Raw genomic sequence first — 24,084 nt, 5'->3', positions numbered from 1 at the left:
TTTAAGAATCTACTGAAACAAGCTTGACTATGAACCTATTTCTATACGGCGTTACCCATCCAATAGAGCGAAGAGCCAAAAAATGTTACTGAAACATACTGGGATGAGTTGCTTGTCAACCATGAAAGGATATTAGAAGTTTATTCCGAAGCCGATAAGACCATGTTTACTTCCAATCTTAGTTTAACAGACATGGAGGTATTACAGTCCATTTTTAAACTACCTGATTTTGAAAATGATCAAAGGTGGAAACAAAATCTAAAAGAAATCCCAGATTTCCTTAATTTTATGTATTTAAAAGATTTTCTGCGAAGAAAGAAAAAAGCTGTGGAAGAGGTTTTTAGATATAAAGAGCCACAACATGCCTTTCCTTCCGTGTCGCCAATGGTCAAACTAATACATTTATTCTATACGAATCCTTCTTGGCTATTTGAAATTCTCGTTCTTCATGAGTGGAGAACTAAGGCTTCTGGTGATCTTTATGTTGCTGATATAAAATTCCCCGACATAAGAAAGAAACTAAGCAGTGATCTAGCTTACCAAACGATGCTTATAGATATCATGCACAAAAACTCAGGTCACAGCAGTGATTATAGAGTAGTTGCACATTCTGATGTTGGCGAAAAACATTCGATCTATCTTTTGTATAAACTGATAAAAGATTCAAAGAAGCCTGGCTATGACCAGAACAAACGGATAAAGGATCGGGATCAGATTTTATTTGCTGTAGATATTCAAAATCAAACACTGGAGATTAAGGCGGCGAAAACTGATATTCGGGGCGTAAAACAATACTTTGACGAGCAATTTAACACTGCTTTACGCAAAATGGAAAATGACCCCTTCATCGAATATAACACAGATGACATTGTTCAACTTTTTCGGGATGGCATTCCGGTCAGTAATGAAGAACCCGAGGATTTTTCTATTGAGTCGATTACATTCTCTAATTCATTACTGATTAAATCACCTGATGTTACGCTGCAACTTAAGGGCAGTGATATCTGGCCCAGCGTCAATGATGCATTTAGAAGAGGAATTATTGATCTATATAGTCTTAAAGATATTCAAAAAATTGGTTTTTGTTCTGAAAAACATTCAAAGACAATTCGCTCAATTGTACTTGAGGACGGAAATGTTATTTTCAAACTTAATGACAGTAGTTTGACTGATCCTGCTAAAAAGAGAATTAAAGAGAAATTCCTGAATAAATTCGGCTTCCCGCTTGATAAGCCTGTAAAAAACAAATTTGATGGTGGAGAGGCGTTCAAAGTTGATCAAATTTTCAGATTGGCCAACACTAACCAATTAACTAATGAGCATAGAAGTATATTCACAGAGTTACACTCCTCTCAGTTAATTGATTTAATTGATGAAACTATTTTTTACTGTTCACATTGCTCCTTTAACACCTCGGATGGTGAACTGGTTTTCGAAAAAGTTGAAGAAAAGGGAACGCTGAAATGCCCTGAGTGTGACGAGCCAATCAACCAAACTACTTTGCAAGAGTTGAGTCCAAACAAAGAAAACATTGAGAAGTACGTTCATCACTTGATTGATGAATTTGTTACTCAACATGAACATTGCAATACCCCAAAATTGTCCAAACAGAAATTTAGAAATAACCAATTTACTTTTAAACGATTCATTTACAACAATCGACCTTATCAAGTATTAGTTACAGATAGTCTGCTCACTAGAAAAACTCTGGAATGGATCGAAAGAAAACTGATTCCAACGATTATCGTATGTTATGGAATCGATAAACAGACAAGTGATCGTTATGCCCTTGAGACTATTGAGCAAGTAACATTTGGTGATGTATATGTTCACCAAGAAAAATCTCAATTTCCTAATTTAATGGTAGATTATTTGAATGATTTAGAAAAACGTATCCATCATCAGGTTATTACCGCTGCTATGAAGGCCACAAAAAATCTCTCTTACATCGGTGGTAAGACAGCCGAGCTTAAAGATGTATATGATGAGGATATGCTTGAAGATGAAGTATTTACAATTATCAAGCACCTGTTCCCTAACTCTGAGAAGTGGGGCAAAGAATATACTGGTCATACTGTACCTGAAGGAATTTTTGCCATTCAGTATAAAGAAGATATGAGGACTATGTCTTTCGAGGTCAAACATGGGTTTAGTTATGATTGCAAATTCACATTAGAAAAATCAGGGTACAAATTAGGTTCTTCCGAAAATCGAAAGGGTCTTCATTATATTAATTCATTGAATAGAATGATAGAAATTTCAAGCTATTGTAGTTCAAGAGAAATAACTTCCCATATCTTTGTTAGCAATAAATTTAGAGATCGCCAAGCACAAGCTATGGCAAATTTTATACGTCAAGAAATTGCAATGGGTCATCTTACAAAGCCAGTATTCATTAATACTAAAGATCTTGCCTATTTATACGATCAGTTCATCCACAACAAGAATAAGATTGAAAAATCACCTGATGTTTTTTATAAACAAGTGGCTGCAATTTTTTCAACTGATGATGTCATTATCACAAAAGAATATATAGATGAGAAACTTCAGGACATAGAGATTGCTGCAAGAGGCTACTCTATCTTGGACACTGCTAGTATTACAAAAAAATTAACAGGTAGGAAAAAATAGGTATTCTTTATGATTGAATAATGATATAATAGCCCCATAAACAAGAACATACGTTCTGTATATAGGGCTATTAAGGAGGTTGCAATGCCAGAGCTTACAGTCAGTGAACAAATTCTCAATGCCAGACCAGACTCATTTATTAAAGAACAAATAAGACAACTGTTAGTTCAGCAATTCAATCAAAGTTATAAATCTGAAACACTCAACGGACAAGTCGGGTTCTGTTTTTATTTTAATTATGCTCTTATCATTAGTTCAAACAAGAACGACGAAATTTATTCTTATCAACAGTTGGCCTATGAATTGATGCTCCCGGATTCATTCCTACAATCACTGTATTCGCATTCTCATCTTGTTCCGTCCTATTGGCATACATGGATAAAGGAATCTCATCTAGACTTGATTCGCAAGGAACTTTCGCAATCCTTGAACTTTAACCGTTTAAAAGTAAAATACAACTTTAACGAAAATCAATTCTATTGGGACTGGGGCTCCAATAAGAAAATAACCTTAAGAATGAACAATTCTTTTGTATTTGATGGTATTATTTAGTGATTATTTATAAAGAGAATAACGTTCTCACGCTGGAATACATAGAACGCACATGGCGATTCCCAAGTTCCGACTGTACTAAAATATCGTATTATTCATCTTCCTCTTGTTCATCATAAATCATCATTCCTGACACAACATGTGCAAGCTGCGCGCCGTCCTTCAAGCCCTGCCAATATAGAGCTTCATTCTCCAGTGCTTGCTTGTAATGATGCTTATCCTCCCACTCGGAGAACTCAGGTCTGTTCACAATATCCATATCAGAAATTAGCTTCTGAAATGCTAAACTCTCTTCCTTACGTAACTTACTAATCTCAGGATAGCGTATGATGCGGGCGCAAACATCATCCAGCCTATGCTGAATTACGCCTTTAAACCATGCCGGGAGCTTCAATGTCAGTTCCTCCTCGCACATACTGTCCTTCGGTCTGTTCCAGCCTTGCATGATACTGCTCCATCTCTTCATGTAAATGAAACATTATTTAGCCCTCCCTTACTACTTAATGTGGGCATGGCTTGTTTCATCATTCGATAATATCGGATTGCCTCTGGGATGCTGCTTGTAGCAAAGATTGCATGGAACTTGCTATTATGACTTAAGGTCACCCAGTTGTCAGCAATGTCCTGAATAAGCGTGTTCACATGAACTTCAGTTTAATACTGGGATATTGGCAAATAGTCCTCTATACCCCAGACATACTTTCCCTTGCTTAATGAGGCCTGTGCTGACAAAAGCTCCTTTGCATGTTCTGATATTCTTCTACTTCTTGCTATTACTTTTAGACGATCCTCCGGAACGGTTCCCTTGGTATCTTTTCTGATCGCTTCAATTTCTTCATTGCTGATAGGAACTTGGATATCTGGATCATTCTTGATTTCCAACTCCGTCTGATACCATCTGATTGGGCTAGTCATATCACTCATATTGAGTACGTTCTTTTTATCTACGGCAATATAACAATTCCCAGATTTATCAGGTAAATAACGGTAACAGGTTGCCCGGTATTCGACCCTTCCGTCTAACGCAGGACAGAGGAAGCTCTCCAGTTGTTGCTTCAATTTACTCCAGGACATATATCCTCCTATGTTTTCAATGCCTACTAACAACCCGTCCCCCAACTTGGCAATTTAATTTCCACGTTCCTCTACCTCATCATGATCCTTGCTTCCAAACTCATCAAGCAATGTACGCGCTTCACTTGTTGATTTGGCGTTCATTAAGCTTTTTCTGAGTTCACTTGCCCCTCGGAATCCACGGACATATATTTTGAAGAAGCGGGCGAGAGGGCTGAACGAACGTGGCTCCTGCGCTGAATAATGATCATGGAGATCTAGATGAAGCCGCAGCAGTTCAAGCAATTCCTCACTGCTGTGTTCCTTCGGCTCCTTCTCAAACGCAAATGGATTCTGGAAAATACCACGCCCAATCATAATGCCATCCACTCCATATTGCTCAGCGAGCTTCAAGCCGGTCTGACGGTCCGGAATATCTCCGTTAATGGTCAGCAGTGTATCTGGTGCCACCTCATCACGAAGTTTCTTAATCTCCGGAATCAGTTCCCAGTGAGCGTCTACTTTGCTCATTTCCTCTCTTGTCCGCAGATGAATGGACAAATTCACAATGTCTTGTTTCAAAATATGGGTCAACCAGTCGCGCCATTCGTCTACGGTAGTGAAACCGAGCCTTGTTTTTACACTGACGGGCAGTCCCCCGGCTTTGGTGGCCTGAATGATATCCGCTGCGATTTCGGGACGGCAGATCAGGCCGCTTCCCTTCCCATTCTCGGCTACATTCGCTACAGGACAACCCATATTAATATCGATGCCTTTGAAGCCTTCTTTCGCCATACCGATGCTCATTTCACGAAAATATTCCGGCTTATCTCCCCAGATATGGGCCACCATGGGTTGTTCATCCTCTGTAAAATTCAAACGCCCGCGTACACTTTTGTTCCCCTCCGGGTGACAATAACTCTCTGTATTCGCAAACTCCGTAAAAAACACATCCGGTCTGGCTGCTTCACTTACGACATGGCGAAACACAACATCCGTCACATCTTCCATCGGTGCCAGTATAAAAAAGGGTCGTGGCAAATCACGCCAAAAATTATTCGTCATATCAAAAACTCCTCTATAAATACCAGGACAAATCTTTGGTCCCAAAATGGTAAAGCTAACCTGTTCATGTCCTTGCTTCTTCTTCACATATAACATGTTTAAGCAACGTAGTTCAAACGGCAGTATATGTTAAGCATAGACATCTAAATGAGTATATCATACCCAAGAGAGGAGCAGACTCCCCAAAAGACTCGCAAAAAAAGGAAGAGCGCCGCCCCTCCTTGCCATCTTCTATAACGTACTGCGCCGCAGTTCATAGAAATACTGCACGGCTGGATGTTTTAATTTTATCTTATCAGACATGTTTAATATTCTTTTTTTTACCAACTCGTTTGTCCACCAAAGCCAAAATATTCAATAACTTCCCCTAGCTTACGCCGTTCCCAAGCGAATGGCTTAAAAAAGAGCCGAGGAATAATATCCTTGACCCTTTTCGTCAATTTCTACACATGAATACCCAAAATTTTCAGCTGTTCATTGATTTTGGCTTCAAGTTCAGCGATTTCTTGTTTATCTTGTTCTAAAAGCTTACTCACTTCGGCAAGGTCAATGACTTGCTCTTCTTCAAACGTATCCACGTAGCGAGGAATATTTAAGTTAAACTCGTTTTCTTTGATTTCTTCAAGTGATGCCACGTGAGCATATTTATCAACATCTACACGATTTCGGTACGTTTCGATAATCTTATTGATGTTTTTATCAGTAAGTTTGTTTTGATTTTTACCTTTTTCAAATTCATTGCTTGCATCGATAAACAAGATGTCTTTTGTTTTACGATTTTTCTTGAATACTAAAATCGTAGTTGGGATGGATACGCCGTAAAACAAGTTGGCAGGTAACCCTATAACTGTATCAAGATAGTTTTTCTCAATTATCGTTTGGCGAATCGCACCTTCTGCTGCACCACGGAACAAGACACCATGCGGTAATACAATCGCCATTGTTCCAGTATCATCCAGATGATACAAGCTGTGTAAAATAAATGCATAATCCGCCTTAGTTCGAGGGGCGAGTTTACCATATTCCCTAAAACGTGGATCTTTGAGTTTCGTTTCGCTATTGTCCCAATGAGCAGAATAAGGAGGATTCGCAACTACGGCATCAAATGAGCGTGGGTTGTCAATTCCTTGGGCATCTGGTCCATCAGGCCAATCGCTTTCAAGGGTGTCAGCATTAGACAGTGTTATGTTATTAAATGAAACACCATGCATCATCAGATTCATACGAGCCAAGTTGTATGTTGTCGTATTTTTTTCCTGACCAAAAAATTTAATCGCCCCGGGTTTATCTCCACCAGGCAACTCACCTTGAACCGTTAACAGCAATGACCCAGATCCACAAGTCGGGTCATATACCGAAAAAATTTTATCCGATTCTTCTACACCATCCGTTACGATTTTAGCCAATACTTTAGAAACTTCATGAGGTGTGATTAAATTACTTAAAAATGCTTTAAGGCATTCTTAATCATATCTACCTTATTGGTATCATGTGTTTTGCGGGAGAGCGATACAACCGCCTCTATAAGTCTCTACCTGTAATGACAATTGTTGCTCCGTTGCTGTATACGCCAATACACCTTAACTATTAGTCTTTCCTGACCAATAGTGAACAGCACTCCACATGTGTCGAGACAACGAAAGGGATATATTTCTTTTTATTATATATATTACCTATACTATCAAAAGCCACTCCTTCTCACAACACCCCCTTTTCTACCCGAATCCATAATCACGATGAAATCAGCCCCGTTCCTCACTTTGAAAAGCAATTGCTCAAAATTACTGCCAGCTTCCTTCCCTCTCACACCTCCAGCTTCCAGTATTACACATAGTAAATACCCCAACCAATGGGCCATTCTGTAAAGTTAATCTCTCTTTTAACCGATAAATACATATGCTGGACTGTTTAATAAATATCACCTCTTACCCTTTTGTACCTTGAATGAAAGCTTACTCGGAACATCTGTATCTGCATAAGAACGTTTTGTACCCAACAAACTCAGTGATACATATGGGTCTTGACTCAAAGTTGTATTCATCCATTTCTTCTATTATTCAGACCCGAATTAAAAATGCTGCACTTTACTTTTGTAAACAGCCATCACATCTAGAAAGGAGACATGAACTCACTTGAGTGTATTATCAGATGGGATCGGGTATGAAAGCCTACGCTTTTATGGACCCTTTCAGCCACAACACATTGAATACCTTCAAATAACACGCACCATCAACGATCATGCCTATTTACATGTCCGTGGTATGCTCTCCGAAGAACAGGGAGCCGCATGCATCGGACAAAATATGGAGCAAGAGCCGATTGTGATTCGTCAGTTGGATGATCAGAGACAATCGCTGAGAAGACTGTTTCACGGGATCGTTACGCAAATGTCTGTGAATTGCACACGTGGAGTATACACCTTTGAACTGGAGGCCGCTTCCCATTCCTACCAAATGGATATCAAGCTGAAAAAACGTTCCTATCAGGATATTCACCGCACTTATGATGATCTGGTCACCTCGATGGTTCGTAAATATGAGTATGGAGATGCCATTGATACCGTAACTAATTATGCCAAACTGGAGACATTTGTTTTACAATATGAGGAGACCGATTGGGCGTTTTTAAAACGTCTCGCTTCTCGCTTTGGTTCCGTACTTGTGCCAGAGGTAACCGCTGCCTCGCCCAAAGTTTTTTTCGGGATGCCTGAAGGCAAACAGTACAAGGTGGAACGGGATGTATTTTATCGGGTACGGAAAACGTTTCATGAATTGGATGCGGAAAAGCCGGGAGAACGTGCTGGCTCGTATGTCACCTATATGATTGAAAGTCTGCAATACTATGCGCTTGGCGACCTCATTACGTTACCCATTGGACAAGGCAAAGAACTGGTCGTGGTTCGGGCAGTGACACGGTTAGAGGATGGCTTACTGCGTACCCGTTATGATCTCCAAGCGGAACAGAATATTCGCTATGCCCGGTATGAAAACGATCAGGCCACCGGAATTTCGCTGACAGGAACGGTGCTGAAGGTACAGCAGGATTTTGTGCAGCTTCAACTGGACATCGACCCGAAGCAAGATCCTGCCAAAGCCTGTTGGTTTCCTGTAGCGACTCGATATGTAGCCGAAGAACATAGCGGTTGGTACGATATGCCTGAGATCGGGGAACAAGTAGAACTGTATCTGCCTACACACCGCGAACAGGATGCCTATGTGACGGATTCGCTACGACAACAACGCCACGCAAATGGACAGCCGAATGTGAAGGTTTGGCAACATGTGCAAGGTAGCGGCGTAGAAATGTCTGAGCAAGAACTGACTCTATCCACCTCCGGTGAATTTTCCATTACACTTCATGAAGGTAACGGCATTACCATCGACAGTCCAGGGAATGTGCAGATTCAGGGTAGTCACGTTAAGCTTGATGCAGGTGAGGAACTTTCGCTCGAAGCTGGGACGGCGCTGTATCTGAAAGGCGGGGTCAGCAGCATAGTGCTGGATGGTGAGACGGATACCAAGGCTCCAGTGATTTATCAGGAAGGTTCGGTGAAGGCGCCCGTTTTTGTAGCCGACCTCCCTCCTGTGCCTGAGCCGCCATTGATGAGCATAAAAGCATATGAGGCCGCACAAGCTCCATCAGCAGCTAAGACATCATCGAGCAGCCAAACCTCTACCCCAAAAGCAAAAGTCACCAGTCCAGCAGAGCTTAAACAGGCGAATGCCTTGATGGGTACGGTGTCCAAGCTATTAGGCTCCATTCCCGTAGTTGGGAACGTAGCCAGTGTGATGTTGAATACTGTTGGTGGGCCAGCAGGTAAAGTGGCGGCAACCGTGTTACAAGCAACTGGAGCCATCCCTATTCGTAGCAAGGGAACGCCAACGGTTGGAGGCAGTAAAGAAACGGGGTTGCACCCGCTCAAACACTTGGCTGGTTTAGCACTCCAAGGACTAATCAGTCAATACGAACATGAACAAGCCAAACAAGCTTACTATAGCAAGTGGATTCTGGGGAAAGTGTATACGAGTGCACGTCATGTGGCAGATTCCGGTGGACCATTGGAACTGGTGCAGAACCTACTGAAAGAATCAAATGCTATGGCTCATGCCTATCAACAAGTTCCTAAAAACATTCAGGAGAAATGGCTCCGAGATAATGTAGAAAAACAACGTCTATGGAGAGAAAAGCAAATTAATAAGTATACTTCATTTTGGAATCAAGATGATTATTTTGCAGGCAACTGGTGGCAGAATGAAGCTAAAATGAAGCAAGCCCAACAAGCGTTACAAACAGAAATAGCAATGCAAGGAAAAATTCATCTGGAACAATTAACAGATCCAAATAAAATAGCAGCTATACAACGAATTGCTAATACCAAACGAACAAAAAGATTCGATATACGAACCCTTGAGACGTTAAAACCCGCCTTGAGATCCATGGGTGTAGACCCAGCTAATGTCTTAGAATTGGACAACGAAAAGTTGAATGCCTTAATAAAACGTTATAATCAAGGGGTAATTGGGCAAGGATTGGGGGATTTCGCCGAGAGAACAGGCTTAGAAGATTTACCCGAAGAAGCGTTTTATGGATTTTTAGGAGCCAGAACAGGTACAGGTAGATCTGGCGGATTTTATTCCAGAACAAGCGAGCCACCTATTGTAGAGAACCCGCCTGTAAAACCCAACCCAAAAGGTGGCCCAGGTGTAAGCAAGCCGATTGATGAGTTCAATGATTCGCCGATTTATAATGAGGCAAATTTTAGCAGACCTAAAGAGTCGCCTAAACTACCGAATTCGAGCAAGCCTCCTGAAGGTACGCCAAAAGCTTCTAATGTTGGTAGTGTAGTCAAGAGTGGAAATAAAACGAAATATACAAACCCTGCTGGTAATGAATTAACTTGGGTTGACCAACATCCGAAAAATATTAATCGGGATATTGATAATGCTTTAAATAGTTCAAACGTTGGTAAAGCAACTGAGGCAAAGGTTGCAGATTTTGTACGAAAAGAAAAAGAAGTAACAGGGTTTGGACAGAAGGTTTTAAAAGATAATGGTGAAGCTGCTGGTGACTTAGATGTAGTTACAAAAGAGGCGATTATCGAAGTCAAAGCATCAATTAAAGCGGTAAAGGACGACCAATTTAATAAGTTGACTCATACAAATCAAGATTATTTCTTTAATCCCGATAAGAAAAATGTTATTTTGTATATCGATAAGCCTATGACTAATCTAAGACCTGAACACAAAATAATGCTAGAAAACATTAAATCTAAAGGAGTTACTATTGTTAACTCATTAGATGCGTTGAAGGAGGTTTTAAAGTAGGATGGGAACGTCAGCCTATATATTAATGAGTCAAAAAAAATATTCGCCTGAGCGACTTTTAGCTGATTCAATTATTTCTACTTTTCATGCAGATGTAATGATGAACTTTCATAACAGTAAAAATTTTGGGAATAATGGACAACTTCTTTCTACAACATTGAATATCAATGATAAAATGGTACGAGAAAATAATTATTCGTTTATTTTTTATGTGGATTCAACGGATAATCCAAATCTTAATTTTTACTATAACGAGGATGTAGGCCTAGATTCTAAAAATAAACTTTACCAAGTAGGATGTATTGAGGATGTTTATGGTGTTGAAGAGTTAGTATTCCGGTTCATTTATGAATACCTCAATTTAAACCCAGATGATTACTTCTGGGTTGCAGATTATGATTGGGTTTACAGTTGGGAGGACATGCAGAAATTAAAATCCCAACCCTATGACCCAGACTGGTGTTATAAAAACCCAAAACTAATTTTCTGATGGCCATTTAAAAAATATGAGTTTACTTTTTATAACAAGGAATCATTCAATACAACCAAACGATAAAAAACTTAATAAGAACACTTGATAAACTTTCAAAAGCTTATTCTAAACTTGAACCTTTAAGTGAGGAATGAGCTTTTTGGCTTGCCCAAGCTCAAAGGAGGAAGAAACAGTCCCAATCGCCTAAACTAAAACAATAACTTGCCATCCCTCCCCATCAGAGTTAACATACACACACTTCAACCACGGGAGGGAAAGCACACAATGTCAAATTGGCCAGATTGGTTTCAAGAAGCATTACGCCAACGATTCTATCAATTAGAACTCGCTAATGAACAACAGGCTTCATGTTCAACAGAGGACAACAATCTATTCACTCAAATGGATCATTTCAAAATGAATCAAAACGAGGATATTCAACATCTGCTATCTGAATGGGAAGAAGCCATAGGCTATCAGTTAAGCCAACACAAACAATCCATCTATATGGAAGGAGTGAAAGACGGGATTCGATTGATCCTTCCCGTCATACAACCCACAGCTATTCGCTAGCTTTTGATCACTTTAGTTTATGATTTTTTTAGTCCAATATTTCATCTATGTCCATTCCACTTTTCATGGTAAAAACAAAATGCGCTGGTGAGAGAATCGTGATCTTCTCCACCAACGCATTAAATAGGTTATCATCAAATTGTTCCAATATATTTTGCCGTGTGTCTAAAACTTGGATAATTTCATCAACACGCTCCTTGATTTTTGCTTGCTGCTCATTCTCTTCCTCGAGTGTCAGCTTCTGTTGTCGTAGCTCGTTGAGTTCATTGGAAAGTCTGTTCGTTTCTTCATCATATACAATCTCATCAATCTGATTCCGTAGCTTGAGATTCACTAATTCCTTCAAGTCGGATTTCAATTGTTGCATCTGTCCTTCGATGTCCAATAACGATGTTTGCTCTACTCTGCTGGAAAGTGCCGATTCAATATTGGCTTTCAACGTCTTCATGAATCCTTTCTTATTCTCATACATCCGATTGAACAATCGTACAAACGCGGAATGTAAAACTGGTTCATCAACCGATTTGGCATCACAGGCTGCTTTACCTTCATTGACATACGTTTTGCATTGCCATACTACTTTTTTGGATGGATTATTGCTGTTCCAGGTTCGGCGTTTAAAAATGGCCCCGCAGCATCCACAATATACTTTGCTACTGAGTGCATATTTACTGGAGTATCTTTTACTCTCCCCCATCACGCTCCCTTTCAGCTTGGCTCTCCGTTCCTTTTCCTTTTGCACCGCTTCAAATAGTTCCTTGGATACAATCGGTTCGTGGTTGTTTTCAATTAAATATTGCTGCTCCTGTCCTTTATTCCTTATTCGTTTGTGCGTTAGAAAATCTACAGTCACCGTCTTTTGCTGAAGCAAAGCTCCGTAATATTTCTCATTGGTTAGAATTAAGGTAATCGAGGAATCCCACCAAGTATCGCCACCCGTGACTGTTTTAATGTGATCTCGCATCAATCCTCTAGCAATCGCCTGATAGCTTTTGCCATCCAAATACTCCTCGTATATTCTGCGTACAATCTCCGCTTCCGACTCGTTAATCACCAGTTCACCCTGCTCGTCCTTATCGTAGCCAAGGAAGCGAGTCGTGTTGCAGAAGACTTTGCCGTTTTGGAAGCCACGTAATATGCCCCATCGACTATTTTCAGAAATATTCCGACTCTCATCTTGGGCAAGGGAACTCAGGATGGTCAGCAATACTTCGCCTGTGGTATCCAGTGTATTAATATTCTCCCGTTCAAAGAATACAGCGACTCCGAGACTTTTGAGTTCCCGTACATATTTCAATAAATCCAGTGTATTCCTAGCAAACCTCGAAATCGACTTGACCAGTATGAGATCCAGTTTACCGTTTCGAGCATCCTGTATCATTCGATTAAATTGCGTTCTATTTTTGGTGCTGGTTCCGGTGATCCCTTCATCGGCATAAATATCCGCCATTTCCCATTCCAAGTTGTTTTGAATGTATTGGGTATAATGATTGACCTGATTGGTGTAGCTTTCCTTTTGCTCCTCGGAATCGGTACTAACCCGGCAATAGGCAGCGACTTTCTTCCTTTGAATCGATTGAATTCCCTCTACGATGTCCAATGTTTTCACGGGAACGATCACGACTTTTTTTGCGGTTGCGGCTTGGGCCATAGGTATTTCTCCCTTCGATATCTTCTTTATACGGTCACATGGTATAATGCTTGCGGCACATCATCAAGTCCATTTCTGCCCATGTTATAGCTACTTGAAAGATTTTTTATTAAGCTGGTCAATGGCTATAAATTCTTCTTCTGTAATGACATTTTGTGATCTCAATTGCTTCAGTAGGCTCAGACTGAGTAGGTAGTCGATGGATTTTCGTTGCATATGTATGTGGCTCCTTTGAAATAAAAAATGGCTCACCCCTAAGGCAAGCCGGTAGATATAAAGCTCAGAATAAATTTTTAAGGCTAATGGTCTTTTCTATGGTCATGCTAGGATCGCTTACTAAGGTGGCTGTTAATATTAATGCTTTGTTGCTAGACCCACTACTGCTTCCGGCTTTCACCGCCACGCTATTTCCTGTACTCGCTGTTATGCTCCCCTTAGTAGGAGTCGAATCATCTTGATTTCGTAGGCTCCACTCCACCGACTGGTCAAACACTTCCACTCCATGATCATAGATATGACTGACGTATGAGGAGCTTTGGCCTGTTTTGAGCATGGGATTGCCAGTAATGGCTATCGAATAGATATGCGTTCCTGTTTCGACGACTCTCATTTCAATGGTGCTCAGCACTGTCGGATGATACGTTAGTTTTGCAGTAATACTTGCTTGTCCCAAAGCGATGCCCATAACCTGACCTTGCTGGTCTACACTAACCATACTTGGATCACTGGATACATAGGTGATCGCCGGATTGGTTACCTCATTCCCATTATCCGTAGCGGTCACATTCAACGGTATTGTTTCGTTGAGCAGCACATGAGTTATCGTTCCCTGATGAATATGTAATGCATATGTATGAGTAATCTCGTACTTCCATCTGTCAGCGATGTTATGTTCCACGTCATCATAAGCTGTATTTATGCTATCTAATGTACAGCTTAGCTGGATGATGCCATTCAATGTATGATTTATTCCAACTATTTTAAAAGGCTGATGTGTCATATAGAATCGTTGGCTTAATGCGATGTTTCGCGTGTCTGCATTGTCTTGTAGACTAACCAGAATATTTCCCTCTGGCATGGAGATAACTTTACCTGTTTCCGTTGAAAACGTTCTGGCTTCTACCACAGAATCAAACCATTTCACCTGTCCATTCCAGTTTAAAGCCAACCATTGATTACATTTTCGTATCCTGCCTCGACAAGACTTTTCATTTTGATCCACCTGACTGGTAATTAAATATCGTTCATAGCGATAGTCTACGATATCTCCTGTATGTAAGGGTGTCGCTGCCCGAATGATTTTTTCATCGGTCATTTGAATGGTATTTGTCGCATCCCGGATCAGAGCAAGCTGTCTTACACCGTTGATATGTACAAGCTCACCTTTTTCTCGAAGAAAGAAATCCATCATCGGCTCTAAGCTCCTTGTCACTCCTCCACCTCCAAACCAAAATCTGGCTTGCAGCGATACAGGTACAACTCCACATAATCATTCCATTCCTTCATATCCAAAATAATAAAGACATCCTTAGCAAATTGGACATAGCCGTTTAATTGCAATAAGGATTCCAGTGGACAGAAAGCTCGATATATTGTCTCCAAGGTGTAACTATCTTCAAATGAAAAGCTTTTGCGATAAGGTTGTACATCTGCCATCACTGACAGAACAGGGTTGAAATGAGTAGCATCTAAAATTTCCAGCTTCGTATCGTAGAACATTAATCTGTTCCGACCTTGATTTTAGGCAGAGGAAGAGTAAGTCGAATACTTGCCGGAATGCCTATTTCATAGGTAGCTGAGCGTTCACCTTCCTGCTTAGTTATAAGTCCAACCGAATCCCTATTTTTATAGAGATACACAGCATAATCGACCATAACATGATCGTATTCCACAGGGAGTGTTGCCACATTACAATAGCCTAGAATATTACCCTTGGCTTTGTTTAAGTAATGAATCAAGATATCGTCTTTAGATATATCTGTTGGCTCCATACTTAATAATCGTTTCATCAAATCCATTTGCTCACTCATGTACTGTCTCCTGTTCCTCCTTTACCTGTGCCTTCTCGGTACGCTTCATATTCTTGACAGTTTGAACTTTCGTTTGGGGTAAATCTTGCTCAGTCTCATCTGGTTTAGGCTCATCCACTTGCTCATAATGATCATTAACCTGTAAACGCAGCAACAGCTCCTGATCCGTGACTTCCCATGTGCAGCCTGTTTCTTGATTCAAAAACCACATCTTATCACCCTCCAAAAAATAAAATAGGGCATCCAAAACGGACACCCCGAACGTGTTTCTTCTATTATAATGTGTTCTCATAATCATACATTTTCAATTAGGACTTATTGGCTGTAAGTACAGCGAGAGCTTCTGGCTTGATACACTTGGCTCCAAACACTTGCAACCCTTTCACTGCATCTGAAAATTGTTTCTCTGGTCTGAACGCCTCCACTGAATCCACCTGCCCAGCAAACGAAATGGCACTCTTATGACCTGCGATGATTTTATACTTGGCTCCTCCTGTATTTGGCACATTGTTGGATTTATAAACGGTCATGCTATCAATATCTCCCACATAGCCTGTGCGAATAATATTTGAGTCTTTGGTGAAACGAGCATCTTTCAGTAGCAAGCCATAGTACCATGCAGGAACCACCACAAACCGTTCGCTTTCCGGTACATTGTTTTCGTCCAGCAGCACGCCAAGATCAATCAGCATATCATAGGCTGTATCTTTCGTTGGAATTACAGGCGTTGTATCATTGCCCATCGTATTCTCAGCTTTGACCTCTGTGTAAAATCCAGCAAGATACTGATCCACTACATTGGCCAGTCCATACGAGGCTTCCACGATTCCACCATCGAGTAGATTTACATTCGCTTGAGCAGCATCTACATCATCCACTTGAAAATTGAAATATTTGGCCTGATCAATCACCAATGTTTTTTGTGTAGCATCCAGTTCCTGTGGATTACCGATTCCTGCCACCTTATCATAATTGCCAATGCTTACTGCCCCAATCGAATTAATTTTTACCGTTGAGCCTTGCCCTTGAATCTCACCTTCATAATCGGTGTTGACCACGCTCCCATACACCAAATTCTTTTTCAGGCTTTCATTTAAACGTGCGCTCCAAATTGTTGGAATAAAATTCTGTACTGTCATATCTTTTCACCTTGTCCTTTTCGTTTATTATTATTTGTTTTGTAATGCTTGTTTGACTTGATCCCAATGCTGATTAATCTCGTTTTGGGACATCCCTTTAATCGAATCCAATGTAAATGTGCTACCTGTTGAACCAGCCGGAGGTGTATAGCCATCTCCTTTGAGTCGTTGCTCGACTTGCTGTTGTATAGCCAATTGCAGCGATTGTTCCAACATAGCTAAATTCGCTGTCGTCGCTTCTTCATCTGTACCAACAAAAAAATCCACTAACGGGAGTGGAAGTTTCTTTTCGGATGCAATTTTGATCGCTTGGCTGGTTAACCGTTCACGCTGCTTCTCCAGCTTCATATTTTCGACTTCGGCTCGTAGCTTTTCGACTTCAATTTCTTTTTCATCCTTCGCCGGGAATCGCTTCTTGATCTCAGCATCCACTGCACTTTCCAGATGATTGGCTCTCCACGTTTCCAGCGATTTAGCGGATCGTTTGTCCACCGTGCTATCGAACCAACTTTTTGCTTGCTGATTAGATTGGATATATTGCTCCATCCCCTCCACGCTATACGGATTCAAACCCTGAAGATACATTTGCCATTCCTCTTTGGTTTGGTTTTCTTCAATCAACTGCTTCATTTGTTCTAAATTCATTTTAGATAATCTCCTTTATTGCCCATTCGACTACGCAGAACCGAACACGCTTATATATGTATGGAGCCTTTTAATGTCATGCTCAGGACAAGATTTGTTACGCTTTAGAAATCACAAAAACGAGGAAAAGGTACAAACATACCAACTCCCCACTTTTGCCTATTTTTAACCCTTATTTCATTTGGATTTTTGACAGCCTAAAGCGTTACATCAAGCCTCTTGTTTGCCTAAACTTCAGAAACGTATATGTATGCTGAAACTGTATCATATTGAATATCATGCCCAAGACAATCATGTAACGCATTAGAAAACGCAAAAGTGACGAAAAGGTACAAGCATGCCCACTCCTCATTTTTGCCTAATTTTAACCCTTTGTTTATAGGGCTTTTCCCACCTCTAAAGCGTTACATCGAGCCGTCTTTTTGTCTGAACTTCCGAACACGTATCCTGATATTTTCTTTTCTCGCTTTACCTCTACACTTCTCACAACATTTCTGCCGATTCGAATTTGCCCAAAATGTTCCTCCACAACGTGTACAGTTCACCCTCGGTTGCGCTGTTTTAAATTCAGATTCTACATTCCGCTCAGACTTATATTCTCGCTCCAGCTTCTCATCCATTGGCAAAACTCCATTTTCAAAATAGGTACAACGGGGAAGAGAATCATCTTGAGCGAAAAACGCACATAGACCATCCTGTAAACAGCAATAGTTTGGGATACCGTGCTTCGCTCCGAGATAACACGCACAACTATTCTTAACCAACCGCTTAATCCTATTTTTATTCTGCATTCGATTTCTCCTTATCCGTACCAACTAATCGTTGCTGCTCCGCATGAAATTTATTGAATTCCAGCTTGGGATTCTCGACAAACGGTAACAGTGTTAGCAATGTTTCCTGTGAGACCACTTGCTGCAATTTAACGATCACATCAGCCATCCCCACCAAGTCTGTCGGCAAGTTACGAGTAAACTTCACGGCGATATCCCGATAATCATATTGAACGCCTTCTTTGATATGCAGGAATGTAAAGAAATTTCGTAGACGCTGCTTGATTGCCTTTTCCATCAAAGCTTCCCTCATTGCCACTCGATTCTCCAAATTCAGCAGCTTATTTCTCAGCGCCAAGGAAGACGTATTGCTGGCCCAGTTTTCATTAAAGTTGACTTGATCCATCATGTCGAAGATTTTGCGTTCAATATTGTCCAACTCATTTTTTACAAAAGAATCATTAATCTCCTTCGTAAGCCAACTTACCTTTCCTCCAGCCGGAACCTGAATAATGCCCATCTTCTTCATATTTAATAAGTCCTCGGCCTCCAGCTTGGCATTCTCAATCACGAGATAGGCGTTGCGATGATCTGCGATTTCATTGACCAAATCAGAGTTCAAAGCGTTATAGGCATCAAATAAAGAAATCACATCTTGGAAGCCACTTTTTCTCTCCGTATTGGCTGGACAGGAGATAAGCGGGACTCTTCCAAAGATGTGATTATGTTTGCCGATATATTTTAATTCAGGTGCTTGGTTTTGCTTACTCTGATTGTTCTTCTCATCGCTGCCGATTGTATAGTGTAGAATTTCATGATCAGTATACACGTCCAAATATACTTGCTTATCGAATCGACGGGTAAATTTATGTAAGCCAAGCAATACGTTTCTTTCTGCTGTTCCGTCCTCCAACACAAACGCATTCAAAGGAGATAATACTGTGGATGAGAACTGACCATCCGAATCGATATAGTTTAATTCAAAGCTCTCGCCAAAGATTTCGGATTGTTTCCGAAGCTGTAGATTATGCTCCTTGTCCCAATGACTCATATGTACATCTATATTATGTATAGCTGCGTCCTGATCTGACTTGGACACATAGTTTACTGGCTTACCGAGCAGATAACCCACTTCGTTATCTACGAACTTACGAGGGAAATTGAAGATAAGCTTTTGATTGCTTCGGCTTTCTTGCATGGCATAGTTCTTGAGAATAGCATGCCGACCATTGTAGTAATCTGCATATTTCTGTTTGGCTATTGCAGCCGATTGGAGTTCATTTAGACACTCTAATATGATTTGTTCGGTTATTTGCAAATAGATTCTTCCTTTCAAAATGAGCTAACTAATTATTGGTTGTTAATTTCTTCACAAATAAAAGAACCACCTTTAATAAGGTAGTTCCTTGTTGAACTAACGTGTTCCCGCTAGTTTAATGATTTCCAATTCGGGTCGCGAATGTCTTTATCGGAGACCTTCCTCACAAACTGTATACACCTTTCTTCGCAAGCGCTAAATTCTTCATAATTCCGCTGCCCTTGTCTTAAAGATACCTTGTTTGCCCCGCCTTCAAATTCTGGGTTTGCAAACTGAACGCCGTCATCTTCCCAAAAGCAAATTTCACAAATGTCATAAGTTCCAGGCGGTTCCTCGTCTAAGGTTTTATAACCACAGCACGGACAAGCGTATTTTCCCACTATTGCTAAACCTCCTTAATATATTACTATTGTCCCCATTAATTCGATTCCTTATGGTTGGGTCGAGCAAAATATTCAACTTTTGCTCTATAAATATCAATCTCATGATATGTATGCAGTCCATTTTCTTGTAGTAAATCATTCAATCCCATAAGTTTTTCAATGAGTTCCTCTGCAAAGTGCAAAACATTCTCCTTAGAAAAAATAAACTTCTTAATAGAAGATTGTTCTGTATCCCAAATCACAGTATCTTTCTCGTAAAGAACATTGACATAAAATCCTCCACACCCGAAAATTCCACAAGAGCAAGTATACATTGGGAACTTACCTTGTTGAGCGAGTGAATTAAAAAATTCAGTAATAACAAACACTTCATCCTCATCTTCATTTAGCCTTAGTTCATTAGCATATATAATGATTTTCCACTTAACAACAGGTGTAAGAACTCTTTTATGCTTGGATACGTTCTTATATTCTTTAGCTACATCAACGAAAAATTCGAAAGTGAGCTTATCAACACTCTTATTTTCATTAGTCTTCCACATATGTACCCCACCTTCGAATTATCTAGTGATATTTTAACATGCTTATTTTAATAAGACTAACCTGCCCATTGACTTAACGAGATTGGATAAAATAAAATTTGAGTTTTAGCAGAAGCCTCAAAACAGCAAACTGCGATCATAAAATTTCAGACTTTTCACAGACTGAATCAATTGAACAGCCCCATATAAACTATCTGGTGCATCATCATATTGGCAGTTTCGGTTATAATCCTTTATCTGGTTATTATATCTGAGGCTATCTGCATTGAACAGAATATGACCCTTCTTCACTTCCGGCTCCAGACTAATAATACGTTCATGCTTCTGCCCCTTGGAATGAACACTTTCTACGGGTGTATGTATCTTCGCCTTCCATAACTCTTCTTCAAATTTCTGTTTCATATAGCTTTGTGCCTGATTGACTTCAAATCCCAGCTTATCTACGGGATAAAGCTTTAGTTTTTCAATAGCCACATGGAACAAATCATCCGGCAACAGTTTATAGATATTGCCATCGATCACATACATTTGCTTCGTCTTCCGATGCTGACCAATAATTGAAATAGCCGAATAGTCGTTTTTCTTTCCGGCTTTGATGGCTGGATCAATGTACATCGCCATTTCCATCTCCTCCAACTCAGGCAACCTGTCCCAATACATGATATTTTGAAATATGTATTCGTCTGTTGAACGCGGATCGTTTTGTAATTCTTTATAAAAACTCTTTTCGCCCATCGCTTGCTTCTTGCACATCAAATAGTAATAGTCCAAATACTCGCTCCACAGGATTTCCGTACCCTCCAGCATTTCCTCCTCATGAGCCGTAAAAAAAGACAAGGCTGTATTGATCCTGTCCTCATCCTGCAAGTTATTATATTGTTGCTCCCACTCTGACCACAGATCATCCCGTTCTGAAAATTGAAGTACGGCTGCCTTACGAACACTTCTCACACCTGGGATTTTACCCTTGAGCAGATCGGCCATAATATCTTCTTCATTCAAAATCGTTCCACAGATCAGGATATTCGTATCCCTTGTGCCAATTGGCAGAATAACATCCGTAAATGTATTTTTAATCTGTTCTCGTTTCGCTTCGGATCGTGCTGTATCTTCCTTGAGCAAATCATCCATCAATACCAGCGTAGGACGATGATGCTTATAGTGAATACCTCTCAAGCTACCGTCTATGCCTCGAATCATGATACATGAGTCCAGTCCACCTTTACTCTTGAGCCAAATCTCATTGTTGTTCCAGCGGCTCCCTTTACGAATCCCAAAATCCTCAATCAGCATCTGATTGGTTTCCAACTCATCTTTGATCATATCAAGGAAAGGCAATGCAATCTGTTCCGTGGCAGATATGATCAGTGTAAACTGTGATTTATCATATAAAGTCGCATACAGCGGAAATAAAAAAGAACTGATCGTTGACTTTCCATGCTCCCTTGGGAGACCAAAAGCTGTAATCAGTCCAGTATGGGCAAGCATATGTCTTAATTCCGTGAATAACTCTTTATGAAACTTGCCAAATACTCGATCAAAGTATTTAGGAAAATAGGCTAAAGCGAAAAACTCAATGTCCATCTCCCCGATAAGCTTTCTTAGTTCAGAGAAAGAGAACATTTCGATCAGTTGTTTCATTTTGGGCGGCTTGAAATGCTTCTCCATATACTGCTTAAGCAGCTCAGCCTGTCGCTGCTCTTCTTGCTTTATTGTTTCAATTGTTCTGGCTCCTTTCTCATATTTACTGTAAAATTATCACAAAAATCTCTGCACCCTTTGCTGGCAACTCCGTTTATCTACATAGAAGAACCCCTCCCTCCAAGACAAAAAGAGTGGCTCATCACCACTCGATATTTGCCAAAGCTTCAGCCATATCCTGCTGTGTTGTTAGGGTATAAATATTGGTTGTTGCTACGTGATCATGTCCAAGGATTTGCTGGATGGTCGTCAAAGGAGTCGTTTTCACCAACTTATAGCCAAATGTATGTCTGAGCATATGGGGTGTAACCTTTACATCGATCCGATTGCCGTATTTGTTCAGGATCAGGTTGACCGCATTTCGTTCCAATGCTCCACGCTGCCCAATACATAGATATTCTGATTCACTGTGTGGTCTGACTTCAAGATACCGAGTAATGGCTTTTCGTACATCCTTATTTAGTGGAATAGTACGAAAGGAATTCCCTTTACCGAACACCTTCAATAACCCTTTGCGTTCACTTATTTCTATATCCTTCAGCTTGATACCAACCAATTCGCTTACCCGTATCCCTGTTCCTAGCAGCAATTCAATCATACAAATGTGCATACGATTGCCCATACGGTGAATTTCATTTCTCAGCTTCCACAAATCCTTTTCCGCTAACCCTTTGTATTGCCGAACGACCTTATTCCTGACCGCTTCGATATGTATTTCTTCCTTTATATAGCCTTGCTGATGCATCCACTGTGCGAATACATTGATACTGGCAATCTTGCGGTTGATGGTGAGTATCGCTTGATTGGTGCTTTGCAGAACCTTCTTGTACTCTACCCCATCCAATTCAATCCACTTGTCCAGTCCATATTCCGTCTTGCCCCGATACCAGGTTATAAACTGCAATACGTCCCTAATATAGCAGGAAACCGTATTTTCACTCCGATCCTTGCTCCGTAAATGTGCTTCAAACCCTTGAATATACTCCATATTAGCCCCCACACTTCGCTTTGTGTGTCACATCATACCGTTGATGTGGGGCAAAGTCCACTCCATGCATAACCTATCTTATGCACTGATTTTGGGCAATTTACAGGCTAATTTAGGGCTGAAACTGGTGTTTATCTATACAAATACTGACGGCATAACGTTATGACTGTGAATCATCCGGCTCCACATATCCTTCCTCAATCTCTACCGATTCCTCAATAGCTTCATAGTCTGCATCCACTACATCGGCTTCGATCATATCCAGAAATAGCTGCTTCCGTTCCTGTTCCAATGCCTTCGTATTGACTAGCAATTCACGTCGATCATTCCACTCGTTGGGTGCGCGGTTCTTTAAGTAGAAGATCATCGCTGTCGGATTGGGAGACTGATATCGTTTCACCTTCTCGATGCGAGTCTTCTTTTTTCCATTTTTGTCCTCTTCAATGATCGTTTTTATTTCTTCATATTCATATCCTGTGGCTGCTTTTAAAAGTGAATTTTCCACGTGTGAAATAGGGACAGATTTGCTCCATTTGACTAGTTCAGCCAGCATCGGATGTTTATCTATGTACTCGTACCAAGTCGTTTTACCAATATCGAGTTTCTTGATAATATCCTCTGCGTTCATGCCTTCTTCGAACCACTGTTGAATCTCCGCTAACCGAGGATGTACATGTGTTTCCCACTTGGTTGGACGTTCTAATGCTTCAGCAAATTTGGGATGTTTCCTACGATAATCGCCTAATGTCCAAATGTGGATATTCAGTCGTTTGGCAATCTCCTCATCCGTTGCTCCTTCACGTACCCAAACAGGAATATCCCTGAGTCTTGGCACAACAAATTGATCATACTTGGTCAGTATCTTAGGCTTACTCCTTTTTGGCTTGTCATTGTTCTTGCTCATTCTGCTCACCTCCAACACGAAAAAAGGGAACAGCCAACTATCGACCATTCCCCATATGTATCAGCTTACCCTTCTAACTCAGCCTCGTAAAACAATTCGATATCCTCAATTACCTTCTGAATCAACTCATTGTCCTCCCGAGCCTCCTCAGCCCCTAGCACATTTATCTTTTCGGTTTGCATGCCCTTTAGGAACCGAATCACCATATTCACTTTTGCCTTGCCCAATCAAATCACCCTTTCGGTTTAGTCAGCACATGATACCTCTGATGCTAGACTAAAAAGTGGACATCGAGAATCGAGAATGCGAGAATAAAATCAAATTCATTCGAGGTGCGTCCCTA

At 40.6% G+C, this 24,084-nt stretch carries 23 protein-coding genes and 2 pseudogenes; 5 read left to right on the top strand and 20 right to left on the bottom strand.

Annotated features, from left to right (window positions below):
* Nucleotides 1–162 precede the first annotated feature (162 nt).
* Entirely contained in the window at nt 163–2,631 is a 2,469-nt protein-coding gene (locus E0698_RS24725; RefSeq protein WP_192513237.1) for a hypothetical protein, read from the top strand.
* An 84-nt stretch (nt 2,632–2,715) separates the two neighbouring features.
* Nucleotides 2,716–3,183: a hypothetical protein gene (locus E0698_RS24720; protein WP_192513236.1), complete on the top strand. Its 468-nt coding sequence runs from the start codon at nt 2,716–2,718 to the stop codon at nt 3,181–3,183.
* Between the two features lie 91 nt (nt 3,184–3,274).
* Here E0698_RS24720 and E0698_RS24715 read toward each other — a convergent pair whose 3' ends face one another.
* The 5 genes and pseudogenes from E0698_RS24715 to E0698_RS24700 all read right to left on the bottom strand — a co-directional run bounded on the left by E0698_RS24715 (nt 3,275) and on the right by E0698_RS24700 (nt 6,734).
* Nucleotides 3,275–3,577: a hypothetical protein gene (locus E0698_RS24715; protein WP_192513238.1), complete on the bottom strand. Its 303-nt coding sequence runs from the start codon at nt 3,575–3,577 to the stop codon at nt 3,275–3,277.
* Between the two features lie 269 nt (nt 3,578–3,846).
* Nucleotides 3,847–4,257 (bottom strand): annotated as a pseudogene (locus tag E0698_RS24710) (SF0329 family protein); the annotation flags it as partial.
* A gap of 54 nt (nt 4,258–4,311) precedes the next feature.
* Nucleotides 4,312–5,301: a tRNA dihydrouridine synthase gene (locus E0698_RS24705; protein ID WP_192513235.1), complete on the bottom strand. Its 990-nt coding sequence runs from the start codon at nt 5,299–5,301 to the stop codon at nt 4,312–4,314.
* 231 nt (nt 5,302–5,532) lie between these two features.
* Nucleotides 5,533–5,662, bottom strand: a pseudogene (locus tag E0698_RS27760) (SF0329 family protein); the annotation flags it as partial.
* A gap of 82 nt (nt 5,663–5,744) precedes the next feature.
* Complete coding sequence (locus E0698_RS24700; protein WP_337916451.1) at nt 5,745–6,734, bottom strand: type I restriction-modification system subunit M; 990 nt, start codon at nt 6,732–6,734, stop codon at nt 5,745–5,747.
* Nucleotides 6,735–7,433: 699 nt separating this feature from the next.
* Here E0698_RS24700 and E0698_RS24695 point away from each other — a divergent pair.
* From E0698_RS24695 to E0698_RS24685, 3 genes are all read left to right on the top strand, one after another.
* Nucleotides 7,434–10,625 (top strand): contractile injection system protein, VgrG/Pvc8 family, encoded by a 3,192-nt coding sequence (locus E0698_RS24695; protein WP_192513234.1) that lies wholly within the window; start codon nt 7,434–7,436, stop codon nt 10,623–10,625.
* Between the two features lies 1 nt (nt 10,626).
* Nucleotides 10,627–11,115: a hypothetical protein gene (locus E0698_RS24690; protein ID WP_192513233.1), complete on the top strand. Its 489-nt coding sequence runs from the start codon at nt 10,627–10,629 to the stop codon at nt 11,113–11,115.
* A 267-nt stretch (nt 11,116–11,382) separates the two neighbouring features.
* Entirely contained in the window at nt 11,383–11,670 is a 288-nt protein-coding gene (locus E0698_RS24685; protein WP_192513232.1) for a hypothetical protein, read from the top strand.
* Between the two features lie 28 nt (nt 11,671–11,698).
* On the opposite strand, the gene E0698_RS24680 is transcribed toward E0698_RS24685, so the two are convergent.
* The 15 genes from E0698_RS24680 to E0698_RS24615 form a co-directional block, all read right to left on the bottom strand.
* Nucleotides 11,699–13,321 (bottom strand): recombinase family protein, encoded by a 1,623-nt coding sequence (locus E0698_RS24680; RefSeq protein ID WP_192513231.1) that lies wholly within the window; start codon nt 13,319–13,321, stop codon nt 11,699–11,701.
* 90 nt (nt 13,322–13,411) lie between these two features.
* Nucleotides 13,412–13,537 (bottom strand): SHOCT domain-containing protein, encoded by a 126-nt coding sequence (locus E0698_RS27385; RefSeq protein WP_273043255.1) that lies wholly within the window; start codon nt 13,535–13,537, stop codon nt 13,412–13,414.
* A gap of 64 nt (nt 13,538–13,601) precedes the next feature.
* Entirely contained in the window at nt 13,602–14,753 is a 1,152-nt protein-coding gene (locus E0698_RS24675; protein ID WP_192513230.1) for an Ig-like domain-containing protein, read from the bottom strand.
* Complete coding sequence (locus tag E0698_RS24670) at nt 14,750–15,040, bottom strand: hypothetical protein (protein WP_025682868.1); 291 nt, start codon at nt 15,038–15,040, stop codon at nt 14,750–14,752. The genes E0698_RS24675 and E0698_RS24670 overlap by 4 nt, the downstream gene beginning before the upstream one ends.
* Nucleotides 15,040–15,351, bottom strand: coding sequence for a phage head-tail connector protein (locus E0698_RS24665; protein ID WP_192513229.1), 312 nt, complete (start codon nt 15,349–15,351; stop codon nt 15,040–15,042). The genes E0698_RS24670 and E0698_RS24665 overlap by 1 nt, the downstream gene beginning before the upstream one ends.
* Nucleotides 15,344–15,562 carry a hypothetical protein gene (locus tag E0698_RS24660; protein WP_192513228.1) on the bottom strand — a complete coding sequence of 73 codons (219 nt, stop codon included), beginning with the start codon at nt 15,560–15,562 and terminating at the stop codon, nt 15,344–15,346. The genes E0698_RS24665 and E0698_RS24660 overlap by 8 nt, the downstream gene beginning before the upstream one ends.
* A gap of 97 nt (nt 15,563–15,659) precedes the next feature.
* Nucleotides 15,660–16,490, bottom strand: a complete 831-nt coding sequence (locus tag E0698_RS24655; RefSeq protein WP_192513227.1) for a P22 phage major capsid protein family protein — start codon at nt 16,488–16,490, stop codon at nt 15,660–15,662.
* A gap of 30 nt (nt 16,491–16,520) precedes the next feature.
* Nucleotides 16,521–17,135, bottom strand: coding sequence for a DUF4355 domain-containing protein (locus tag E0698_RS24650; protein ID WP_192513226.1), 615 nt, complete (start codon nt 17,133–17,135; stop codon nt 16,521–16,523).
* 780 nt (nt 17,136–17,915) lie between these two features.
* Nucleotides 17,916–19,223: a phage portal protein gene (locus tag E0698_RS24645; RefSeq protein ID WP_192513225.1), complete on the bottom strand. Its 1,308-nt coding sequence runs from the start codon at nt 19,221–19,223 to the stop codon at nt 17,916–17,918.
* A gap of 110 nt (nt 19,224–19,333) precedes the next feature.
* Nucleotides 19,334–19,603 carry a CPCC family cysteine-rich protein gene (locus E0698_RS24640; RefSeq protein ID WP_192513224.1) on the bottom strand — a complete coding sequence of 90 codons (270 nt, stop codon included), beginning with the start codon at nt 19,601–19,603 and terminating at the stop codon, nt 19,334–19,336.
* 38 nt (nt 19,604–19,641) lie between these two features.
* Nucleotides 19,642–20,148, bottom strand: a complete 507-nt coding sequence (locus E0698_RS24635; RefSeq protein ID WP_192513223.1) for a hypothetical protein — start codon at nt 20,146–20,148, stop codon at nt 19,642–19,644.
* Nucleotides 20,149–20,265: 117 nt separating this feature from the next.
* A complete protein-coding gene (gene terL / locus E0698_RS24630) occupies nt 20,266–21,816 on the bottom strand; it encodes a phage terminase large subunit (RefSeq protein ID WP_192513222.1) in 1,551 nt (516 codons plus the stop codon).
* 175 nt (nt 21,817–21,991) lie between these two features.
* Complete coding sequence (locus E0698_RS24625; RefSeq protein WP_192513221.1) at nt 21,992–22,837, bottom strand: tyrosine-type recombinase/integrase; 846 nt, start codon at nt 22,835–22,837, stop codon at nt 21,992–21,994.
* Nucleotides 22,838–22,997: 160 nt separating this feature from the next.
* On the bottom strand, nt 22,998–23,741 hold the full coding sequence (locus tag E0698_RS24620) for a transposase (RefSeq protein WP_192513220.1): 744 nt from the start codon (nt 23,739–23,741) through the stop codon (nt 22,998–23,000).
* Between the two features lie 65 nt (nt 23,742–23,806).
* Nucleotides 23,807–23,968 carry a hypothetical protein gene (locus tag E0698_RS24615; RefSeq protein ID WP_192513219.1) on the bottom strand — a complete coding sequence of 54 codons (162 nt, stop codon included), beginning with the start codon at nt 23,966–23,968 and terminating at the stop codon, nt 23,807–23,809.
* Between the last annotated feature and the right edge of the window lie 116 nt (nt 23,969–24,084).

Source organism: Paenibacillus sp. 23TSA30-6, assembly GCF_014858585.1.
Lineage (GTDB): Bacteria > Bacillota > Bacilli > Paenibacillales > Paenibacillaceae > Paenibacillus.
Note: the sequence above shows the minus strand (reverse complement) of the source record. Positions and strands in the feature narration are given on the sequence as shown.